Below are 15,376 nucleotides of genomic sequence, written 5' to 3'. Positions count from 1 at the left end.
TCCGCTTTCCTGGAGCCCCTCCCGATGACCACGCTTCGCCTCCCGGCCTTCACGCTGCCCGCGCCGCTCGCGCGCCTTGCCGCCCGCCTGCCGCAGCGCCCGCCGACGTTCGCCCTGACGACCGCGCTGAACCTCGCGCTCGGGCGCATCCTGCCGCGCGAGAACCTCGAACCGCTGACCGGCCGGCACCTGCGCATCAAGGTCCGCGACGCCGGGCTGACGCTCGACTTCACGCTCGACGCGCGCGGCTTTCGTCCGCTGTCCGGGCGCGCCACGCCCGACCTGACGCTGACCGCGAACGTCCGCGACTACCTTGCGCTCGCGCTGCGCGAGGAAGATGCCGATACGCTGTTCTTCGGCCGGCGGCTGCTGACCGAAGGCGACACCGACCTCGGCCTGCTGGTGAAGAACACGCTCGATGCGGTGGACTGGGACGCGCTGCAGAAAGAATATGCGCCGGCGAGCGTGCTGCGCCGGCTCAATCCGCTGACGCGCCACCGCGGTGCGGACAGCCGCCTGACGCCCATCGTTTGATCCGCTGCCGCGGGGCAAACTCCCCGCCCCCGCGTCCGGGCTAGAATCGACTTCCCAGATTCTTCGCCCGGACCTGCCGATGCCCGCCGCGCGCGCCGTCCCCGCTCTGCCGCGCCACCTCGCTTTCGCGTACGCACTGCTGATCGTCTACGCCTGTCTGCACCCGCTCGCCGGGTGGAAGCCGACGGGGCTGCCACCCCTGGACTTCCTGTTCGCGCCGTGGCCGAAATATTTCCGCTTTGCCGATCTCGCGCTCAACCTGCTCGGCTTCGTGCCGTTCGGCTTCGTGCTCGCGCCGGCGCTGCCCGAGCGCCTCGGGCGCGCGGGCGCGGTCGTCGTCGCGACGCTGATCGCCGGCGCGCTGAGCTTGTCGATGGAAGTCACGCAGAATTTCCTGCCGACCCGCGTGTCGTCGAACATCGACTTCGGCTTCAATGTGCTCGGCGGCCTGATCGGCGCGCTCGCCGGCGTGCGCTGGGGCCATGCGCTGTTCGACGAGCGCGGCTGGCTGCACCGCTGGCGCTCCGAACGCATCATTCCCGGCCACTCGGGCGACCTCGGCCTGATGCTGCTGGGCCTGTGGCTGCTCGCGCAGCTCGTGCCCGACAGCCTGCTGTTCGGCAGCGGCGACCTGCGCCAGCTGCTCGGCCTGCCGACGCCGCTGCATTTCGACCCGGAACGCTTCATCCTGCTCGAATCGGTCGTCGTCGCCGTGAGCCTCGTCGCGGTCGGCCTCTTCGGCCGCTGCATGATGCAGGGGGCCGGCCCGCTGCCGATCGCGCTGCTGTTGCTGCTCGGGCTCGCCGCGAAAGCCGTCGCGACCGCGTCGTTCTTCGCTCACGACGCGGCGCTGGTGTGGCTCACTCCCGGCACCACGCGCGGGCTGCTGTACGGCGTGCCGCTGCTCGCCACAGCGCTGATGCTGCCGCGCCTGCACCAGCACGCGCTCGCGGGCGTGACGATGCTCGCGGCGACGACGCTGACGAACCTGCTCCCCGACAACCCGTATTTCACGCTCGGGCTGGCGTCGCTGCAGCACGGAAATTTCCTCAACTTCCACGGTCTGACGCGGCTCACCGCGAACCTGTGGCCGTTTCTCGCGCTGTCCTACCTGTCCGCGATCGGCCTGTGGCGCGGCGAACACCTGGCCGGACGCTGAACCGCGCGGGGATGATTGTCACGCAGCTATAATCGGCCCGAAGTCGGTCCGGCGATGCGGCGCCGGCCACTTTCCCCGACCGGAGACCGTCGATGAGCTACTTCAAGCACCACGTTTTCTTCTGCTGCAACCAGCGCGAACCCGGCGACACCTGCTGCAACAACCACAACGCGACCGGGATGCAGACGTATGCGAAGGACCGCATCGCAGCGCTCGGCCTCAAGGGCCGCGGCAAGATCCGCATCAACAAGGCGGGCTGTCTCGACCGCTGCGACGAAGGCCCGGTGCTCGTCGTGTACCCCGACAACGTCTGGTACACGTACATCGACAAGGAAGACATCGACGAGATCATCGACGAGCATCTCGTCCATGGACGCATCGTAACGCGCCTGCGCCTGCCGGACGCCGCATGACCCGGGCGCACGCGAGCGAAAGCGCGCTGCTGCGCGGCCCGGACGGCGCGATCGAGGCGCTGATCGACGTCCCCGAAAAAATCCGCGGCCTCGCGCTGGTGTGCCATCCGCACCCGCTGTTCGGCGGCGCGAACACGAACAAGATCGCCCACACGCTCGCGCGCAGCCTGCGCGAGCTCGGCTACGCGACGGTCCGGCCGAACTTCCGCGGCGTCGGCAAGAGCGAAGGCGCGCACGATCATGGCGACGCCGAGACCGAGGACATGCTGGCGGTGATCGCGTGGGCGCAGTCGCGCTGGGGCAGCCTGCCGATCGCGCTGGGCGGGTTCTCGTTCGGCGCCTTCGTCCAGACACGGGTCGCGAAGCGGCTCGCCGACAGCATGACGCCGGCCGAGCGCATCGTGCTCGTCGGCACGGCGACCGGCAAAGTGCACGGTGCGCGCAGCTACACGACCGAAGCGGTGCCGAAAGACACGCTGGTGATCCACGGCGCCGAGGACGAGAACGTCGCGCTGGCGAACGTGCTCGACTGGGCGCGACCGCAGGAACTGCCGATCGTCGTCGTCCCCGGTGCCGACCATTTCTTCCACGGCAAGCTGCATCTGATCCGCGACATCATCGCGCGCGCGTGGGCGCCGCGCTGACCGGTGGCCGCGCACCCGCTATCAAGGAGATCGACCTCATGAAGCTTTTCGCCTCGCTGACCAGCCCGTACGCGCGCAAGATCCGCATCATCCTCGCCGAAAAAGGGCTGCCGTTCGAGCTCGTCGTCGATTCACCGTGGGAAGTCAACACGCGCATCCCTTCCGTCAATCCGCTCGGCAAAGTACCGGCGCTGCTCACCGACGGCGGCGAAGTGTTCTTCGATTCGCCGGTCATCGCCGGCTACCTCGAAACCCTCAACGTCGCGCCGCACCTGCTGCCGCGCGAACCGATCGCGGCGGTGCGGGTGCGGCAGATCGAGGCGCTCGCCGACGGCATCACCGATGCGGCCGTCGCGATGGTGCTCGAATCGCGCCGTCCCGAGGCGAAGCGCAGCGACGACGAGATCGCGCACCAGACGGGCAAGATCGGCCGGTCGCTCGACGAGCTCGAGCGGCGCGCGAGCGGGCGCCACTGGCTGCACGGCGACAGCCTGACGCTCGGCGACATCGCGGTCGGCGCGGCGCTGGCCTATCTCGACTTGCGCCATCCGGACTACGACTGGCGCACCGCCCACCCCGCACTGACGGCGCTCGCCGAACGCCTGTTCGACCGCTCGAGTTTCGCCGACACCAAGCCCCCGGTGGGGTGAGGATCTAGGGCGTTTTGCGACAACGGACTTCTGCGGAGCGCCGATGCAGGCGGATCGTCCCGTGACGCTCGCGAGCCGCTCGCCGGCTTCGCCGCTGTCGATCCGCGGCCTGCGCAAGCGCTACGGCGCCACCGAAGTCGTCGCCGGCATCGACCTCGAGTTGCGACGCGGCGAATGCTTCACGCTGCTCGGCCCGAATGGCGCGGGCAAGACGACGACGCTGCGCTGCGCGCTCGGCCTCACCGCGCCGTCCGCCGGCGAGATCCGCCTCGCCGGCCTGCCCGTGCCGGCGCGCGCACGCGAAGCGCGCATGCGCGTCGGCATCGTGCCGCAGCAAGACAGCCTCGACCCCGATTTCACGTGCGCCGAGAACCTGATCGTCTATGGCCGCTATTTCGGCCTCGACGAAGCGGCGATCCGCGCGCGCATCCCGGAGCTGCTCGCGTTCGCGGGCCTCGAAGGCAAGCGCGACGCGCGCATCCAGGCGCTGTCGGGCGGCATGAAGCGGCGCCTGACGCTCGCGCGCGCGCTCGTCAACCGCCCCGACCTGCTGATCCTCGACGAGCCGACGACCGGTCTCGACCCGCAGGCGCGGCACCTGATCTGGGAGCGGCTCAAGCACCTGATCCGCGCCGGCACGACGATCCTGCTGACGACCCATTTCATGGACGAGGCCGAGCGCCTCGCCGACCGCCTCGCGATTCTCGACGCCGGACGCCTGCTGACCGAAGGCAGCCCGCGCGATGTCATCGCCGCGCAGATCGAGCCGCAGGTCGTCGAGGTCTATGGCGACTGGAATGGCGGCGGCGCGGGCGGCGCCGAAGCGTGGGCCGCACGCCACGCGGCAGCGTTCGCCGAGCGCTTCGAAGTCAGCGGCGAGACCGCCTTCTGCTACGTCGAGGACGCGACGCCGCTGCTCGCGCACCTGTCCGCGCAGACCGGCCTGCGTTACCTGCACCGCCCGGCGAACCTCGAAGACGTGTTCCTCAAGCTCACCGGGCGCGAGCTCAGGGACTGAGCGGAGCGCAATCGATGCCGACTTCAGCGAATCCCTGGCGCGCGCCGCAGCTGTCGCCCCGCTTCATCCCGGTATGGCGGCGCAACTTCCTCGTCTGGCGCAAGCTCGCGCTGCCGTCGGTGCTCGGCAACCTCGCCGATCCGGTGATCTACCTGTTCGGCCTCGGCTTCGGCATCGGCATGCTGGTGCCGGAAGTCGGCGGCGTACGCTACATCAGCTTTCTCGCCGCGGGCATGGTGTGCTATTCGACGATGAACGCGGCGTCGTTCGAAGTGCTGTATTCCGGCTTCTCGCGCATGCACGTGCAGAAGACCTGGGAAGCGATCATGAACGCGCCGATCGACCTCGACGACGTCGTGTTCGCGGAGCTGGTGTGGGCGGCGTCGAAAGCGCTGCTGTCGGGCGCCGCGATCCTGCTCGTGATCTCGGCCTTCGCGCTCGTCGACACCCGTTACGTGCTGTGGCTGCTGCCGCTGATCTTCCTCGTCGGCCTCGCGTTCGCCGCGCTCGGCCTGGTGATGACGGCGCTCGCGCCGAGCTACGACTTCTTCATGTATTACTTCACGCTGTTCATCACGCCGATGACATTGGTGTCGGGGGTGTTCTTCCCGATCGAACAGCTCCCCGCCGCGCTGCGTGCCGCCGCGACGCTGCTGCCGCTGACGCACGCGATCGAACTCGCGCGCCCGCTGCTGCTCGGACGGCTGCCGGAGAACGTCGCCCTGCATCTGTCGGTCATCGCCGGCTACGGCGCCGCAGCCTTCTGGCTGGCGCTTGCGCTGACGCGGCGGCGGCTTCTCAAGTAGCGCTGACGCAGCTCGTTGACACCGCGCCGGCTGCCCTGGACCAACGCAGTCGTCATCAATCTGTCGCCCCGGCAGGATCGGTATTATGCTGCTCGGCATATTCCGGCAGCCGCACGCACAGCCGGGCGCCCGAACCGCCCTCACGAACAGGAAACGCCATGAACAAGCTGGCACTGACTGCGATCTGCGCCGCTCTTACCGCCGGGCCTTCGAGCGCCGCCGATCCGGCGACGATCGACTGGTCGAAAGTTCCGGCCGAAGAGATCACGCTGTTCTACCCGGGACTGACGACGTACGGGTGGATGCAGACCGCGCACAAAGGCAAGACGGGGATCAAAAAGGGCCAGAGCTGCATCGACTGCCACGAGAACGAGGAAGAGCAGTTCGGCGCCAAGCTGGTGAAGAGCGGCCCGCTCGAGCCCGCGGCGATCGAGGGCAAGAAAGGACACGTCGACTTGACCGTCCAGGCCGCTTACGATACGCGAAACGCGTACCTTCGCCTGCAGTGGAAAACGCAAGGTGCGGGCCCCGGCGTCGAATACCCGTATTACCGTTTCGACGGCAAGGAGTGGAAAGCGTACGGCGGCCCGCGCCTGAAGCAGGACGTCCGCGACGGCAAGCAGCCGGCGATCTACGAAGACCGCGTGTCGGTCATGCTCGACGACGGCAAGGTGCCGCTGTTCGCCGAGCAGGGGTGCTGGCTGACGTGCCACGATGGCGAGCGCGACACGCGCGGGCAGGCGAGCAGCGACGAAGTGGCGGCCAACCCGCTGCTGACGGCGATCGGGAAAACCGACGTGCGCAAATACCTGCCGGCCACGCGCACCGACCCGTCCGACTGGAAGACCGGCAAGCCGCTCGCCGAGATCGAGCGCCTCAAGGCCGCCGGCAGCTTCGTTGATTTGATCCAGTGGCGCGCGCACCGCAGCAATCCGGTCGGCATGGCCGACGACGGCTACGTCCTCGAATACCGCAATTTCGACGCCGGCAAGAATCCGTTCGCGTCGAACCTCGACAAGGAAACCAAGCAGCCGAAGTTCATGTTCGACGCGGCGAAAGCCGGTGACAAGGCCGTCACCGCCGAGCAGCTGTCCAAAAAGGAACACATCCTCGTCCAAGGCGGCAACGCCGTGCCGTTCGACGCCGGCGCCGGCTGGAAGGAAGGCGACATGCTGCCGCAGTATGTCGTCAGCGCGGCGCAGGCGAGCGGTTCGGCGGCCGACAACAAGGCTTCGGGCAGCTGGCAGGACGGCGTCTGGACCGTCGTCATCGTCCGCCCGCTCGGCCTCGCGAACAGCGACGACAAGGCGCTGGCCGAAGGCGGCGTGTATAACGTCGGCTTCGCGGTCCACGACGACAACGTCACGAGCCGCGCCCATTACGTGTCGCTGCCGACAACGTTGGGGATCGGCGCGAAGGCGAACATCGAGGCGGTCAAGCTGCCCTGACTTTCCGGCTCCCGGATCGCCGCAACGGCGCCGGTCACCGACGCGTCATCATGCCGAGCGCCGCGACCAGCCGGGCGAGGCGCGGCTGGATGTCGTCACGCTCGCTGCCGTCGCTGTCGGCCAGTTGCCCGCGCAGCGCCGCGATCTCGCGGCGTAGCATGATTTCGGCCGGCGCGAAGCCGGCATTCTTCAGTATCCGGTTCGCCATCCGCTGTTCCGGCGACACCAGCGGTTCGTCGTCGAGGTGAAGGGGGCGTCCCGCGCCGGGCAGGTTGTCGAATTCGCCGCGCCGGATCGCTTCGGCGATCCGCTGTTCGGCGAGGATGTCGAAAACGGATGGCGGCATCGGAAAGTGCGGCGCTTCGTAGCCTCGGACCCGTGCAACGCGCGGCAGCGCCGCACCGTCTGAACGGCGGGCCGCGCCGAAGTTCCGCGCGCCTTCGCAGCGCACTGTTGCGGCATATACGGCTTGCCAAGCGCGGGAAGCGTGCGGAACATAGCGGCCACGGAGCGGCAGGCGACGCCGACCGACCCCATCAGCAAGGAGTTCCTACGTGTTCGAATTCATGACCGACGGCGCATTCTGGGTGTCGGTGCTGCAGATCATCGCGATCGACATCCTGCTCGGCGGCGACAACGCGGTGGTCATCGCGCTCGCGTGCCGCAAGCTGCCCGAGCACCAGCGCAACCAGGGCATCGCGTGGGGCGTCATCGGCGCGATCGGGCTGCGCATCGTGCTGATCTTCTTCGCGCTGCAGCTGCTCGAACTGCCGTTCCTGAAGATCGTCGGCGCGCTGCTCTTGCTGTGGATCGGCGTCAAGCTGATGCAGCCCGAGGAAGGCGACAGCCACGCCGGCGTCGAAGGCGCGCCGCACCTGCTCGGCGCGATCCGCACGATCGTCATCGCCGATGCGGTCATGAGCATCGACAACGTCATCGCGGTGGCCGGCGCGGCGAAAGGCGATCTCGGGCTGGTGGTGTTCGGCATCGTCGTCAGCATCCCGATCATCGTCTGGGGCAGCAAGTTCGTGCTGAAGCTGATGGATCGCTTCCCGGCCGTCATCACGCTCGGCGCGGCGCTGCTCGGCTGGATCGCCGGCGGCATGCTGGTTGGAGACGTGACGGTGAGGCCGTGGGTGGAAAAGATGCCGTCGTGGCTGCACTATGCGACGTCGGCGTTTGCCGCCGGGTTCGTCGTCGTGCTCGGCAGCTGGCTCGCCCGGCGCGGCGCGGCACCGCCGCCGCTGGTCGAACTGCCCGTCGACGACCCGCACGCCGGGCGCCCGGGCGCCAAGTGAAGGAGAGATTGCGATGGCGATGATGAAAGTGCTCGTACCCGTGGATGGATCGGACAACGCGAACCGCGCCGTGGCGCACGTGCTGGCGCTCTATCGCAGCGACGCGCAGCTCGACATCCACCTCCTCAACGTGCAGATTCCGATCGATTCGGGCCATGCGCGCCTGTTCGTCAGCCCCGAGGAACTCGAGGATTACCATCGCGACGAAGGGCTCGTGGCGCTCGCGCCCGCACGCCGCCTCCTCGACGAAGCCGGCGTTCCCTACACTCATCACATCGCGGTCGGCCATGTCGCCGACACGGTCATCCGCTACGCGCAGGAACACGGCTTCGACAAGATCGTCATGGGCTCGCACGGGCGTACCGCGCTGCTGCAGATGGTGCTCGGCTCGGTCGCCCACGAGGTGCTGAAGCGTTCCGCGATCCCGGTGACGCTGGTCAAGCCGGCTGCCGAAAGTTGACCGGAGTGGAACCGCGGATGAACGACGTGCTGGTCGTCCTGACGAATCTTCCCGACGAGGCGAGTGCGCGTGCGCTCGCCTCGCATCTCGTCGAAAACCGGCTTGCCGCGTGCGTGAACCTGCTTGCGCCGTGCCGGTCCGTTTATCGCTGGCACGACGCGATCGAAGAGGCGGCCGAAGTTCCGTTGCTCATCAAGACGAGCGCGGACCGCTACGCGGCGCTCGAAGCCGCGGTGCGCGCCGCGCATCCGTACGAACTTCCGGAGATCATCGCGGTCCCTGTTGTGCGGGGCCTGCCTGCTTATCTCGACTGGGTGGCCGCAGAGACGGCTCTGGCACCCACCGGACGCAGACCGGCCCCGTGACCGCGCAGCGCGTCATCTTCGGACGGCTTGATCCCGGTTCAGGCGCCGCAGCCGGCCATGCCCCAGAATCCGACTAATTCCGACACCTTTTCCGAACCGATGCGCCGTCTCCTGTTACTGCTGGCCGCCCTGGCCAGCCTGCTGGCCCTGCTCCCGCCGACGTTCGCGCAAGGCAGCCCGATCGAACCCGAAAAAGCTTTCCGCTTCGCCGCCCGCGCGCTCGATCCCGCAACCGTCGAGATCACCTTCGACATCGCCGGCGACTACTACCTTTACGGCGACAAGTTCAAGTTCACCGCCGACCCGCCGACCGTTCAGCTGGGCACGCCGGAGCGCGCGCCGGGCAAGATCAGGCACGACGAATTCTTCGGCGATGTCGAAACGTACCGCGACAGGATCCGCATCCTGCTGCCGGTCACCGCCGCCGACGGCGTCACCGCGTTCCGCCTGACCGCGACGAGCCAGGGCTGCTGGGACGGCGGCATCTGCTACCCGCCGCTGCAGCAGAGCACCGACATCGATCTGACCGCGACGCCGGTCGCGGCCGGCGGCAGCCTCATCGACCGCTTCCTGTCGCCCGGCAACGCCGTCGGCGCAGGCTCCGGCACAGCGCCGAGCGGCGACGAAAGCGGGCGCATCGCCGGCCTGCTGCGCGACGCGAGCGTACCGCTGATCCTGCTGAGCTTCTTCGGCTTCGGCCTGCTGCTCGCGTTCACGCCCTGCACGTTTCCGATGATCCCGATCATCTCGGGCGTCATCGTCGGCCACGGCCATCACATCTCGCGCCGACGCGCTTTCGCGCTGTCGCTCGTGTACGTGCTCGGCATGGCGGCGGCCTATGCGGCGGCCGGCGTCGCGGCGGGCATCTCCGGCACGCTGCTGTCGGCGGCGCTGCAGAACGCGTGGGTGCTCGGCACCTTCGCGCTGGTGTTCGTGCTGCTGTCGCTGTCGATGTTCGGCTTCTACGAGCTGCAACTGCCGAGCGCGCTGCAAAGCCGCCTGAGCTCGACCGCGAACCACCAGAAAAGCGGCAGTCTCGGCGGCGTCGCAATCATGGGCGTGCTGTCGGCGCTGATCGTCGGGCCGTGCGTCGCCGCGCCGCTCGCCGGGGCGCTGCTCTACATCGCGCAGACCGGCAACGCGACGCTCGGCGGCGTCGCGCTGTTCGTCATGGCGCTCGGCATGGGCGCGCCGCTGATCGCAGTCGGCGTCGCCGCGCGCTCGGTGCTGCCGAAAGTCGGCCCGTGGATGGAAGGCGTCAGGAAAGCGTTCGGCGTGATGCTGCTGGGCGTCGCGGTGTGGCTGCTGACGCCGGTCGTCCCGGCGCTCGTGACGATGCTCGCGTGGGCGGCGCTGCTGCTGTTCTCGGGCATCTTCCTGCACGCGATCGACCCGCTGCCGGCGCACGCGAAAGGCTGGGCGCGCTTCTGGAAAGGCACCGGCGTCATCATGCTGATCGCCGGGGCGGCGATGTTCGTCGGCGCGCTGGCGGGCTCGCGCGACCCGCTGCAGCCGCTCGCGGTCCTGCGGGCGCAAGCGTCGGCGCCTGTCGCGACTGCGCCGCGTTTCGAGAAAGTCGCCTCCATCGCCGAGCTCGACGCACGCCTCGCGGCCGCCGACCGGCCGGTGATGCTCGACTTCTACGCCGACTGGTGCGTGTCGTGCAAGGAGATGGAGCGCTTCACGTTCAGCGACGGCGCGGTGCAGGCGCGCATGGAGCGCATGCTGCTGCTGAAGGCCGACGTCACCGCGAACAGCGCCGACGACAAGGCGCTGCTGAAGCGTTTCACGCTGTTCGGGCCGCCCGGAACGATCTTCTTCGATCGCGACGGCAAGGAGCGCGATGGCCTGCGCGTCGTCGGATTCATGGCGGCGGAACCGTTCGGCGAATTGCTCGACCGCGCCCTGCGCTGAACCCGGCGCGCGAAGGCCGCGGCGGGAAGCGATGGGCAATCCACCGTTTTTCGCCCACTTTCGCCTACAATCGCTGCTTCCCCACTTGCCCGTCCTTCCATCATGTTTTCCGGAATCGTGGCCGCCTGCGGCCGAATCGAACGTATCGAACCTCTCCAGGACGGCGTGCGCCTGACCGTGGATGCCGACGGGCTGGACCTTGCCGACGTGCAGATCGGCGACAGCATCGCGAACAGCGGCGTCTGCCTGACCGTCGTCGCGCTCGACGGCAGCCGCGTGCAGTTCGACGTGTCGCGTGAAACGCTGAACTGCACGACCGGCCTCGATACGGTCGGCAACGAAGTCAATCTCGAGAAGGCGCTGTGCCTCGCGGACCGGCTCGGCGGCCATCTGGTCACCGGCCACGTCGATGGCGTCGGTGAAGTCGTGAGCTTCACGCCGGTCGGCGAGAGCCACGACCTCGTGATCCGGGCGCCCGCGGCGCTCGCCGGCTACATCGCGAAGAAAGGTTCGGTCACCGTCAACGGCGTGAGCCTGACGGTGAATCGCGTCGAAAGCCGCGAATTCTCGATCAACCTGATCCCGCACACCGTCGCCGTGACCAATCTCAAGCAGCTCGCCGCCGGCAGCCGCGTCAATCTCGAAATCGACCTCATCGCCCGTTACGTCGAACGCATGCTCGCGTGGCGCGAGGAGTCCGCCCAATGAGCGCGCTCGCCCCGATCACCGAGATCATCGAGGACATCCGCGCCGGCCGCATGGTCGTGCTCGTCGACGAGGAAGACCGCGAGAACGAAGGCGACCTCGTGCTCGCCGCCGAGCACGTGACGCCGGAAGCGATCAACTTCATGGCGAAATTCGGCCGCGGGCTGATCTGCCTGACGCTGACCGAAGCGCGCTGCCGCCAGCTCGACCTGCAGCTGATGGTGCGTGACAACCGTTCGCCGCACGGCACCGCGTTCACGACTTCGATCGAGGCGGCCGAAGGCGTCACGACCGGCATTTCCGCGCACGACCGCTCGCGCACGGTGCAGGCGGCCGTCGCGCGCCATGCGAAGCCGGCCGACATCGTGCAGCCCGGCCACATCTTCCCGCTGATGGCACAGAAAGGCGGCGTGCTGATCCGCGCCGGCCACACTGAAGCGGGTTGCGATCTCGCCGCGCTGGCCGGGCTCGAAGCGGCGTCGGTGATCTGCGAGATCCTCAAGGACGACGGCACGATGGCGCGGCTGCCGGATCTCGTCGAATTCGCGAAAGAGCACGGGCTGAAGATCGGCGCGATCCGCGACCTGATCGAATACCGCTCGGCGAACGAGCACCTGGTCGAGCGCGTCGCCGAGAAGGACGTCGAGACGCCGTACGGCCGCTTCCGGCTCGCCGCGTTCGAAGACAAGACGACCGGCGAAGTGCATTTCGCGCTCTCGCACGGCGAAATCCGCCCCGAGCGCGAAACCCTGGTGCGCGTGCATGAGCCGATCTCGGTCGTCGATTTCATCGATCCCGAAAGCGGCCGCCACACGTTCCCGGTCAATCAGGCGATGGCGAGCGTGGCCGAAGCCGAACAAGGCGTCATCGTGCTGCTCTATCGGCCGCAGTCGGGCAGCGAGCTGCTCGCCGGCCTGCGTGGCGACACCTCGCTCGCGGCGAAGTGGGACGCGCGCCTCTTCGGCGTCGGTGCGCAGATCCTGCGCGACCTGAAAGTCGGCAAGATGCGGCTTCTCGCCAGCCCGCGCAAGATCCCGAGCATGGCCGGCTTCGGCCTCGAGATCACCGGCTTCGTCGAGCGCCCCTGACGGTGTTACCCTGAGCCTCCCCGCCGGGAGCCGTCGCCGATCGCGACCGTGCTGCCGGCTTTTTTGTCTTTGAAGAATCGAACATGGCCCGTTACGACAACATCCCCGAATTCGAAACCGACCTCGACGGCCGCGGCTTGCGCGTCGGCATCGTCATGAGCCGCTTCAACCAGGACGTCTGTGAAGGCCTGCTGTCGGCGTGCACGGCCGAGCTGCTGCGCCTGAACGTGTCGCCGGACCTGGTGCGCATCGCCACCGTTCCGGGGGCATTGGAAATCCCGCTGACGCTGCAGACGATGGCGCGCAGCGACCGCTTCGACGCGCTGATCGCACTCGGCGCGGTGATCCGCGGCGAGACTTACCACTTCGAGCTGGTGTCGAACGAAATGGGCAGCGGCATCAACCGGGTCGGGCTCGACACCGGCCTGCCGATCGCCAACGGCGTGCTGACGACCGAAGACGACGACCAGGCGCTCGCGCGGATGCAGGAAAAAGGCGCCGACTGCGCCCGCACCGCGATCGAGATGGCCAAGCTGCTGAAGCAGCTCCAATGAGCGGCAAGGCTGCCCGTCGCCGGGCGCGCGAATTCGCGCTGCAGGGGATTTACCAGTGGCTGCTTTCGGCCAACTCGATGTCGCTCATCGAGGAGCATGTCAGCCAGGTCTCGGGCTTCGACAAGGCCGACCGCGAGCTCTTCATCAGCCTGCTGCGCGGCACGCTGAACAACGTCGACGACCTGCAGGCCGAGTTCGCGCCATTCATCCATCGCGCCGTGCATGAACTGTCGCCGGTCGAGCGCGCCATCCTGCTGCTCGCGACGCACGAACTCAAGCACAATCTCGACACGCCCTATCGCGTCATCATCAACGAGGCGATCGAGCTGGCGAAAGGCTACGGCGGCACGGACGGCCACCGTTTCGTCAACGGCGTCCTCGACAAGCTCGCGGCGCAGCTGCGCGCAACCGAAGTCAGCGCCGGCCGCAGCTGAAGCCGGCGGCGCCGGACGCCCGGCAGCAGGGGTCCGGCGCCGCCGCGACGCACACCGCTGCAATCGGGGAACCCGACGCGGCGCGGTACCAAAAAAAGCAAAAAGCGCGGAACCGCATTGTCGCGGTGCCGCGCTTTTTTTTCATTCCGGCCTACCACTCGAGCGAGCGGCCCGCCGCCCGCCGAGGTGCGCGAGCAGTTCGCCCGCGACGCGCCTTCACTCCAAGGACGGCTCCGCTGGCCGTCCCGCTCGGCCGTTCAGCCGCGCGCCGCCGGACGCGGACGGCGCGCGCCGTCCGGACGGTCGCCGCCGAAGCGGCTGCCTTCGCTGCGGCCGGCGCCCCCGTCACGACCGTAGCCGCCGCGGTTTCCGGACGGCGACTCCGACGACCAGCCTTTGCCGGCGCCCGGACGGCTGTCGCGGCTTTCACGGCCGTACGACGACCCGCCCGGACGACCGCCGAAACCCGGCTTGCCACCGCCCGGCGCACGGCGCGGCGACGACGGGCGCTGCGTCGGCTCGAGGCCTTCGATGACGTGCACCGCGAGCGGTTTGCCGGTGAAGCGCTCGATCGCGCGGATGATGCCCATCTCGCGCGGTCCCGAGAACGTGATCGCGATGCCGTCGCGGCCGGCGCGACCGGTACGGCCGATGCGGTGCACGTAGTCCTCGACCTGGCGGGGCGCGTCGAAGTTGATCACATGGCTGATGCCGGCGACGTCGATGCCGCGCGCCGCGACGTCGGTCGCGACGAGCACGCCGATGCGGCCCTGACGCAGCTTGTCCAGCGTGCGGTTACGCGCGGTCTGGTGCATGTCGCCATGCAATGCAGCGGCCGAGAAGCCTTTTTCCTGCAGATTCAGCGACACTTCCTCGGCCCCGCGCTTGGTCGCCGTGAAGACGACGGCCTGCTGCAGGTCGTCGCCGCCGAGCAGCGATTCGAGCAAGCGGTTCTTGTGCACGATGTTGTCGGCCATCAGCAGGCGCTGCTCGATGTTCGCGCGGTTCTCGACCGTCGCGGCGATCTCGATGCGCTGCGGATTGCGCGTCATCTTGCGCGCGAGGTTGCCGACGACGCCGTCGAGCGTTGCCGAGAACAGCAGCGTCTGGCGGCTCGCCGGCGTCGCGGCGACGATCGTCTCGATGTCCTCGACGAAGCCCATGTCGAGCATGCGATCAGCTTCGTCGAGCACCAGCACTTCGATGTCCGACAGCTTGAGCTTGCGACGGTTGAGGTGATCGATGAGGCGGCCCGGAGTCGCGACGACGACGTCGACGGGGCGCGACAGCAGCTTCGCCTGGGCGAAGAACGGCGCACCGCCGACGAGGCACGCGGTGTTCAGATAACGCAGGTTGCGCGCGTAAGTCTTGACCGCTTTTTCAACCTGCTGCGCGAGCTCGCGCGTCGGCGTCAGCACCAGCACGCGCGGACCGGCGCCGGGCGCGGGCTTGCGATCGATCAGGCGGTGCAGGCTCGGAAGCGTGAACGCGGCGGTCTTGCCGCTGCCGGTATGCGACGACACCATCAGGTCGGCGCCGGCCAGCGCGGCGGGAATCGCCTGCTCCTGCACCGACGTCGGGACCGTGTAACCGGTGGTTGCAATGGCTTGAAGCAGCGCTTCGTGGAGGCCGAGTTCCTGGAACGTCATGAATTCTTCCTTGTATGTCCGGCACGACGGATGGTCGTGCCGAATCGCTGCCCGGGTGAACGGGCAAATGAAAAAGCATCGCACCGTCCCACAGGGGACGCGGTGGCGGCAAGCGCGCGATGGGCTTGGGCCGGTCGGATTCCGCCGGGAAAACAGGCGAAAAATCGACCGCGCATCGGCACCAACCGGCATTCGCGATGCCATACGATCAGAAGAACGAATGGAGTTCGACGGGAG

18 protein-coding genes are annotated in these 15,376 nt (G+C 68.3%); 16 read left to right on the top strand and 2 right to left on the bottom strand.

Annotated features, from left to right (window positions below):
• Nucleotides 1-24: 24 nt before the first annotated feature.
• The 8 genes from PA01_09610 to PA01_09575 all read left to right on the top strand — a co-directional run bounded on the left by PA01_09610 (nucleotide 25) and on the right by PA01_09575 (nucleotide 6,672).
• Nucleotides 25-534, top strand: coding sequence for an SCP2 sterol-binding domain-containing protein (locus tag PA01_09610; protein KON81812.2), 510 nt, complete (start codon nucleotides 25-27; stop codon nucleotides 532-534).
• Between the two features lie 79 nt (nucleotides 535-613).
• Nucleotides 614-1,693: a VanZ family protein gene (locus PA01_09605; protein ID KON81811.1), complete on the top strand. Its 1,080-nt coding sequence runs from the start codon at nucleotides 614-616 to the stop codon at nucleotides 1,691-1,693.
• 92 nt (nucleotides 1,694-1,785) lie between these two features.
• Nucleotides 1,786-2,106 (top strand): (2Fe-2S) ferredoxin domain-containing protein, encoded by a 321-nt coding sequence (locus tag PA01_09600; GenBank protein KON81810.1) that lies wholly within the window; start codon nucleotides 1,786-1,788, stop codon nucleotides 2,104-2,106.
• Nucleotides 2,103-2,750 carry an alpha/beta fold hydrolase gene (locus PA01_09595; protein KON81809.1) on the top strand — a complete coding sequence of 216 codons (648 nt, stop codon included), beginning with the start codon at nucleotides 2,103-2,105 and terminating at the stop codon, nucleotides 2,748-2,750. Before PA01_09600 ends, PA01_09595 begins: the two co-directional genes overlap by 4 nt.
• Nucleotides 2,751-2,788: 38 nt before the next feature.
• Nucleotides 2,789-3,400, top strand: coding sequence for a glutathione S-transferase (locus tag PA01_09590; GenBank protein KON82424.1), 612 nt, complete (start codon nucleotides 2,789-2,791; stop codon nucleotides 3,398-3,400).
• 43 nt (nucleotides 3,401-3,443) lie between these two features.
• A complete protein-coding gene (locus PA01_09585) occupies nucleotides 3,444-4,418 on the top strand; it encodes an ATP-binding cassette domain-containing protein (protein ID KON81808.1) in 975 nt (324 codons plus the stop codon).
• Nucleotides 4,419-4,432: 14 nt separating this feature from the next.
• A complete protein-coding gene (locus tag PA01_09580; protein ID KON81807.1) occupies nucleotides 4,433-5,224 on the top strand; it encodes an ABC transporter permease in 792 nt (263 codons plus the stop codon).
• Between the two features lie 158 nt (nucleotides 5,225-5,382).
• On the top strand, nucleotides 5,383-6,672 hold the full coding sequence (locus PA01_09575; GenBank protein ID KON81806.1) for an ethylbenzene dehydrogenase-related protein: 1,290 nt from the start codon (nucleotides 5,383-5,385) through the stop codon (nucleotides 6,670-6,672).
• A gap of 34 nt (nucleotides 6,673-6,706) precedes the next feature.
• Here the strand turns inward: PA01_09575 and PA01_09570 are convergent, their stop codons facing one another.
• Entirely contained in the window at nucleotides 6,707-7,018 is a 312-nt protein-coding gene (locus PA01_09570) for a DUF1992 domain-containing protein (protein KON81805.1), read from the bottom strand.
• 220 nt (nucleotides 7,019-7,238) lie between these two features.
• Between PA01_09570 and PA01_09565 the strand changes: the two genes are divergently transcribed.
• The 8 genes from PA01_09565 to nusB all read left to right on the top strand — a co-directional run bounded on the left by PA01_09565 (nucleotide 7,239) and on the right by nusB (nucleotide 13,490).
• On the top strand, nucleotides 7,239-7,970 hold the full coding sequence (locus PA01_09565) for a TerC family protein (GenBank protein ID KON81804.2): 732 nt from the start codon (nucleotides 7,239-7,241) through the stop codon (nucleotides 7,968-7,970).
• 13 nt (nucleotides 7,971-7,983) lie between these two features.
• Nucleotides 7,984-8,430: a universal stress protein gene (locus PA01_09560; GenBank protein ID KON82423.2), complete on the top strand. Its 447-nt coding sequence runs from the start codon at nucleotides 7,984-7,986 to the stop codon at nucleotides 8,428-8,430.
• A gap of 17 nt (nucleotides 8,431-8,447) precedes the next feature.
• On the top strand, nucleotides 8,448-8,795 hold the full coding sequence (locus PA01_09555) for a divalent-cation tolerance protein CutA (protein KON81803.1): 348 nt from the start codon (nucleotides 8,448-8,450) through the stop codon (nucleotides 8,793-8,795).
• A 99-nt stretch (nucleotides 8,796-8,894) separates the two neighbouring features.
• On the top strand, nucleotides 8,895-10,709 hold the full coding sequence (dsbD, locus tag PA01_09550) for a protein-disulfide reductase DsbD (protein KON81802.2): 1,815 nt from the start codon (nucleotides 8,895-8,897) through the stop codon (nucleotides 10,707-10,709).
• Nucleotides 10,710-10,811: 102 nt separating this feature from the next.
• Nucleotides 10,812-11,417 carry a riboflavin synthase gene (locus PA01_09545; protein ID KON81801.1) on the top strand — a complete coding sequence of 202 codons (606 nt, stop codon included), beginning with the start codon at nucleotides 10,812-10,814 and terminating at the stop codon, nucleotides 11,415-11,417.
• Nucleotides 11,414-12,502, top strand: coding sequence for a bifunctional 3,4-dihydroxy-2-butanone-4-phosphate synthase/GTP cyclohydrolase II (gene ribBA, locus PA01_09540; protein ID KON81800.1), 1,089 nt, complete (start codon nucleotides 11,414-11,416; stop codon nucleotides 12,500-12,502). The genes PA01_09545 and ribBA overlap by 4 nt, the downstream gene beginning before the upstream one ends.
• Nucleotides 12,503-12,585: 83 nt before the next feature.
• On the top strand, nucleotides 12,586-13,056 hold the full coding sequence (gene ribH / locus PA01_09535; GenBank protein ID KON81799.1) for a 6,7-dimethyl-8-ribityllumazine synthase: 471 nt from the start codon (nucleotides 12,586-12,588) through the stop codon (nucleotides 13,054-13,056).
• Nucleotides 13,053-13,490: a transcription antitermination factor NusB gene (gene nusB / locus PA01_09530; GenBank protein ID KON81798.1), complete on the top strand. Its 438-nt coding sequence runs from the start codon at nucleotides 13,053-13,055 to the stop codon at nucleotides 13,488-13,490. Before ribH ends, nusB begins: the two co-directional genes overlap by 4 nt.
• A gap of 257 nt (nucleotides 13,491-13,747) precedes the next feature.
• On the opposite strand, the gene PA01_09525 is transcribed toward nusB, so the two are convergent.
• The gene (locus PA01_09525) at nucleotides 13,748-15,139 is read right to left on the bottom strand and encodes a DEAD/DEAH box helicase (GenBank protein ID KON81797.1); all 1,392 of its coding nucleotides are present in this window, start codon (nucleotides 15,137-15,139) and stop codon (nucleotides 13,748-13,750) included.
• Nucleotides 15,140-15,376 lie beyond the last annotated feature (237 nt).

It is taken from the genome of Azoarcus sp. PA01 (assembly GCA_001274695.2).
Lineage (GTDB): Bacteria > Pseudomonadota > Gammaproteobacteria > Burkholderiales > Rhodocyclaceae > Aromatoleum.
The sequence above is the reverse complement of the archived record's forward strand: the minus strand, read 5'-3'. Positions and strand labels throughout refer to the sequence as shown.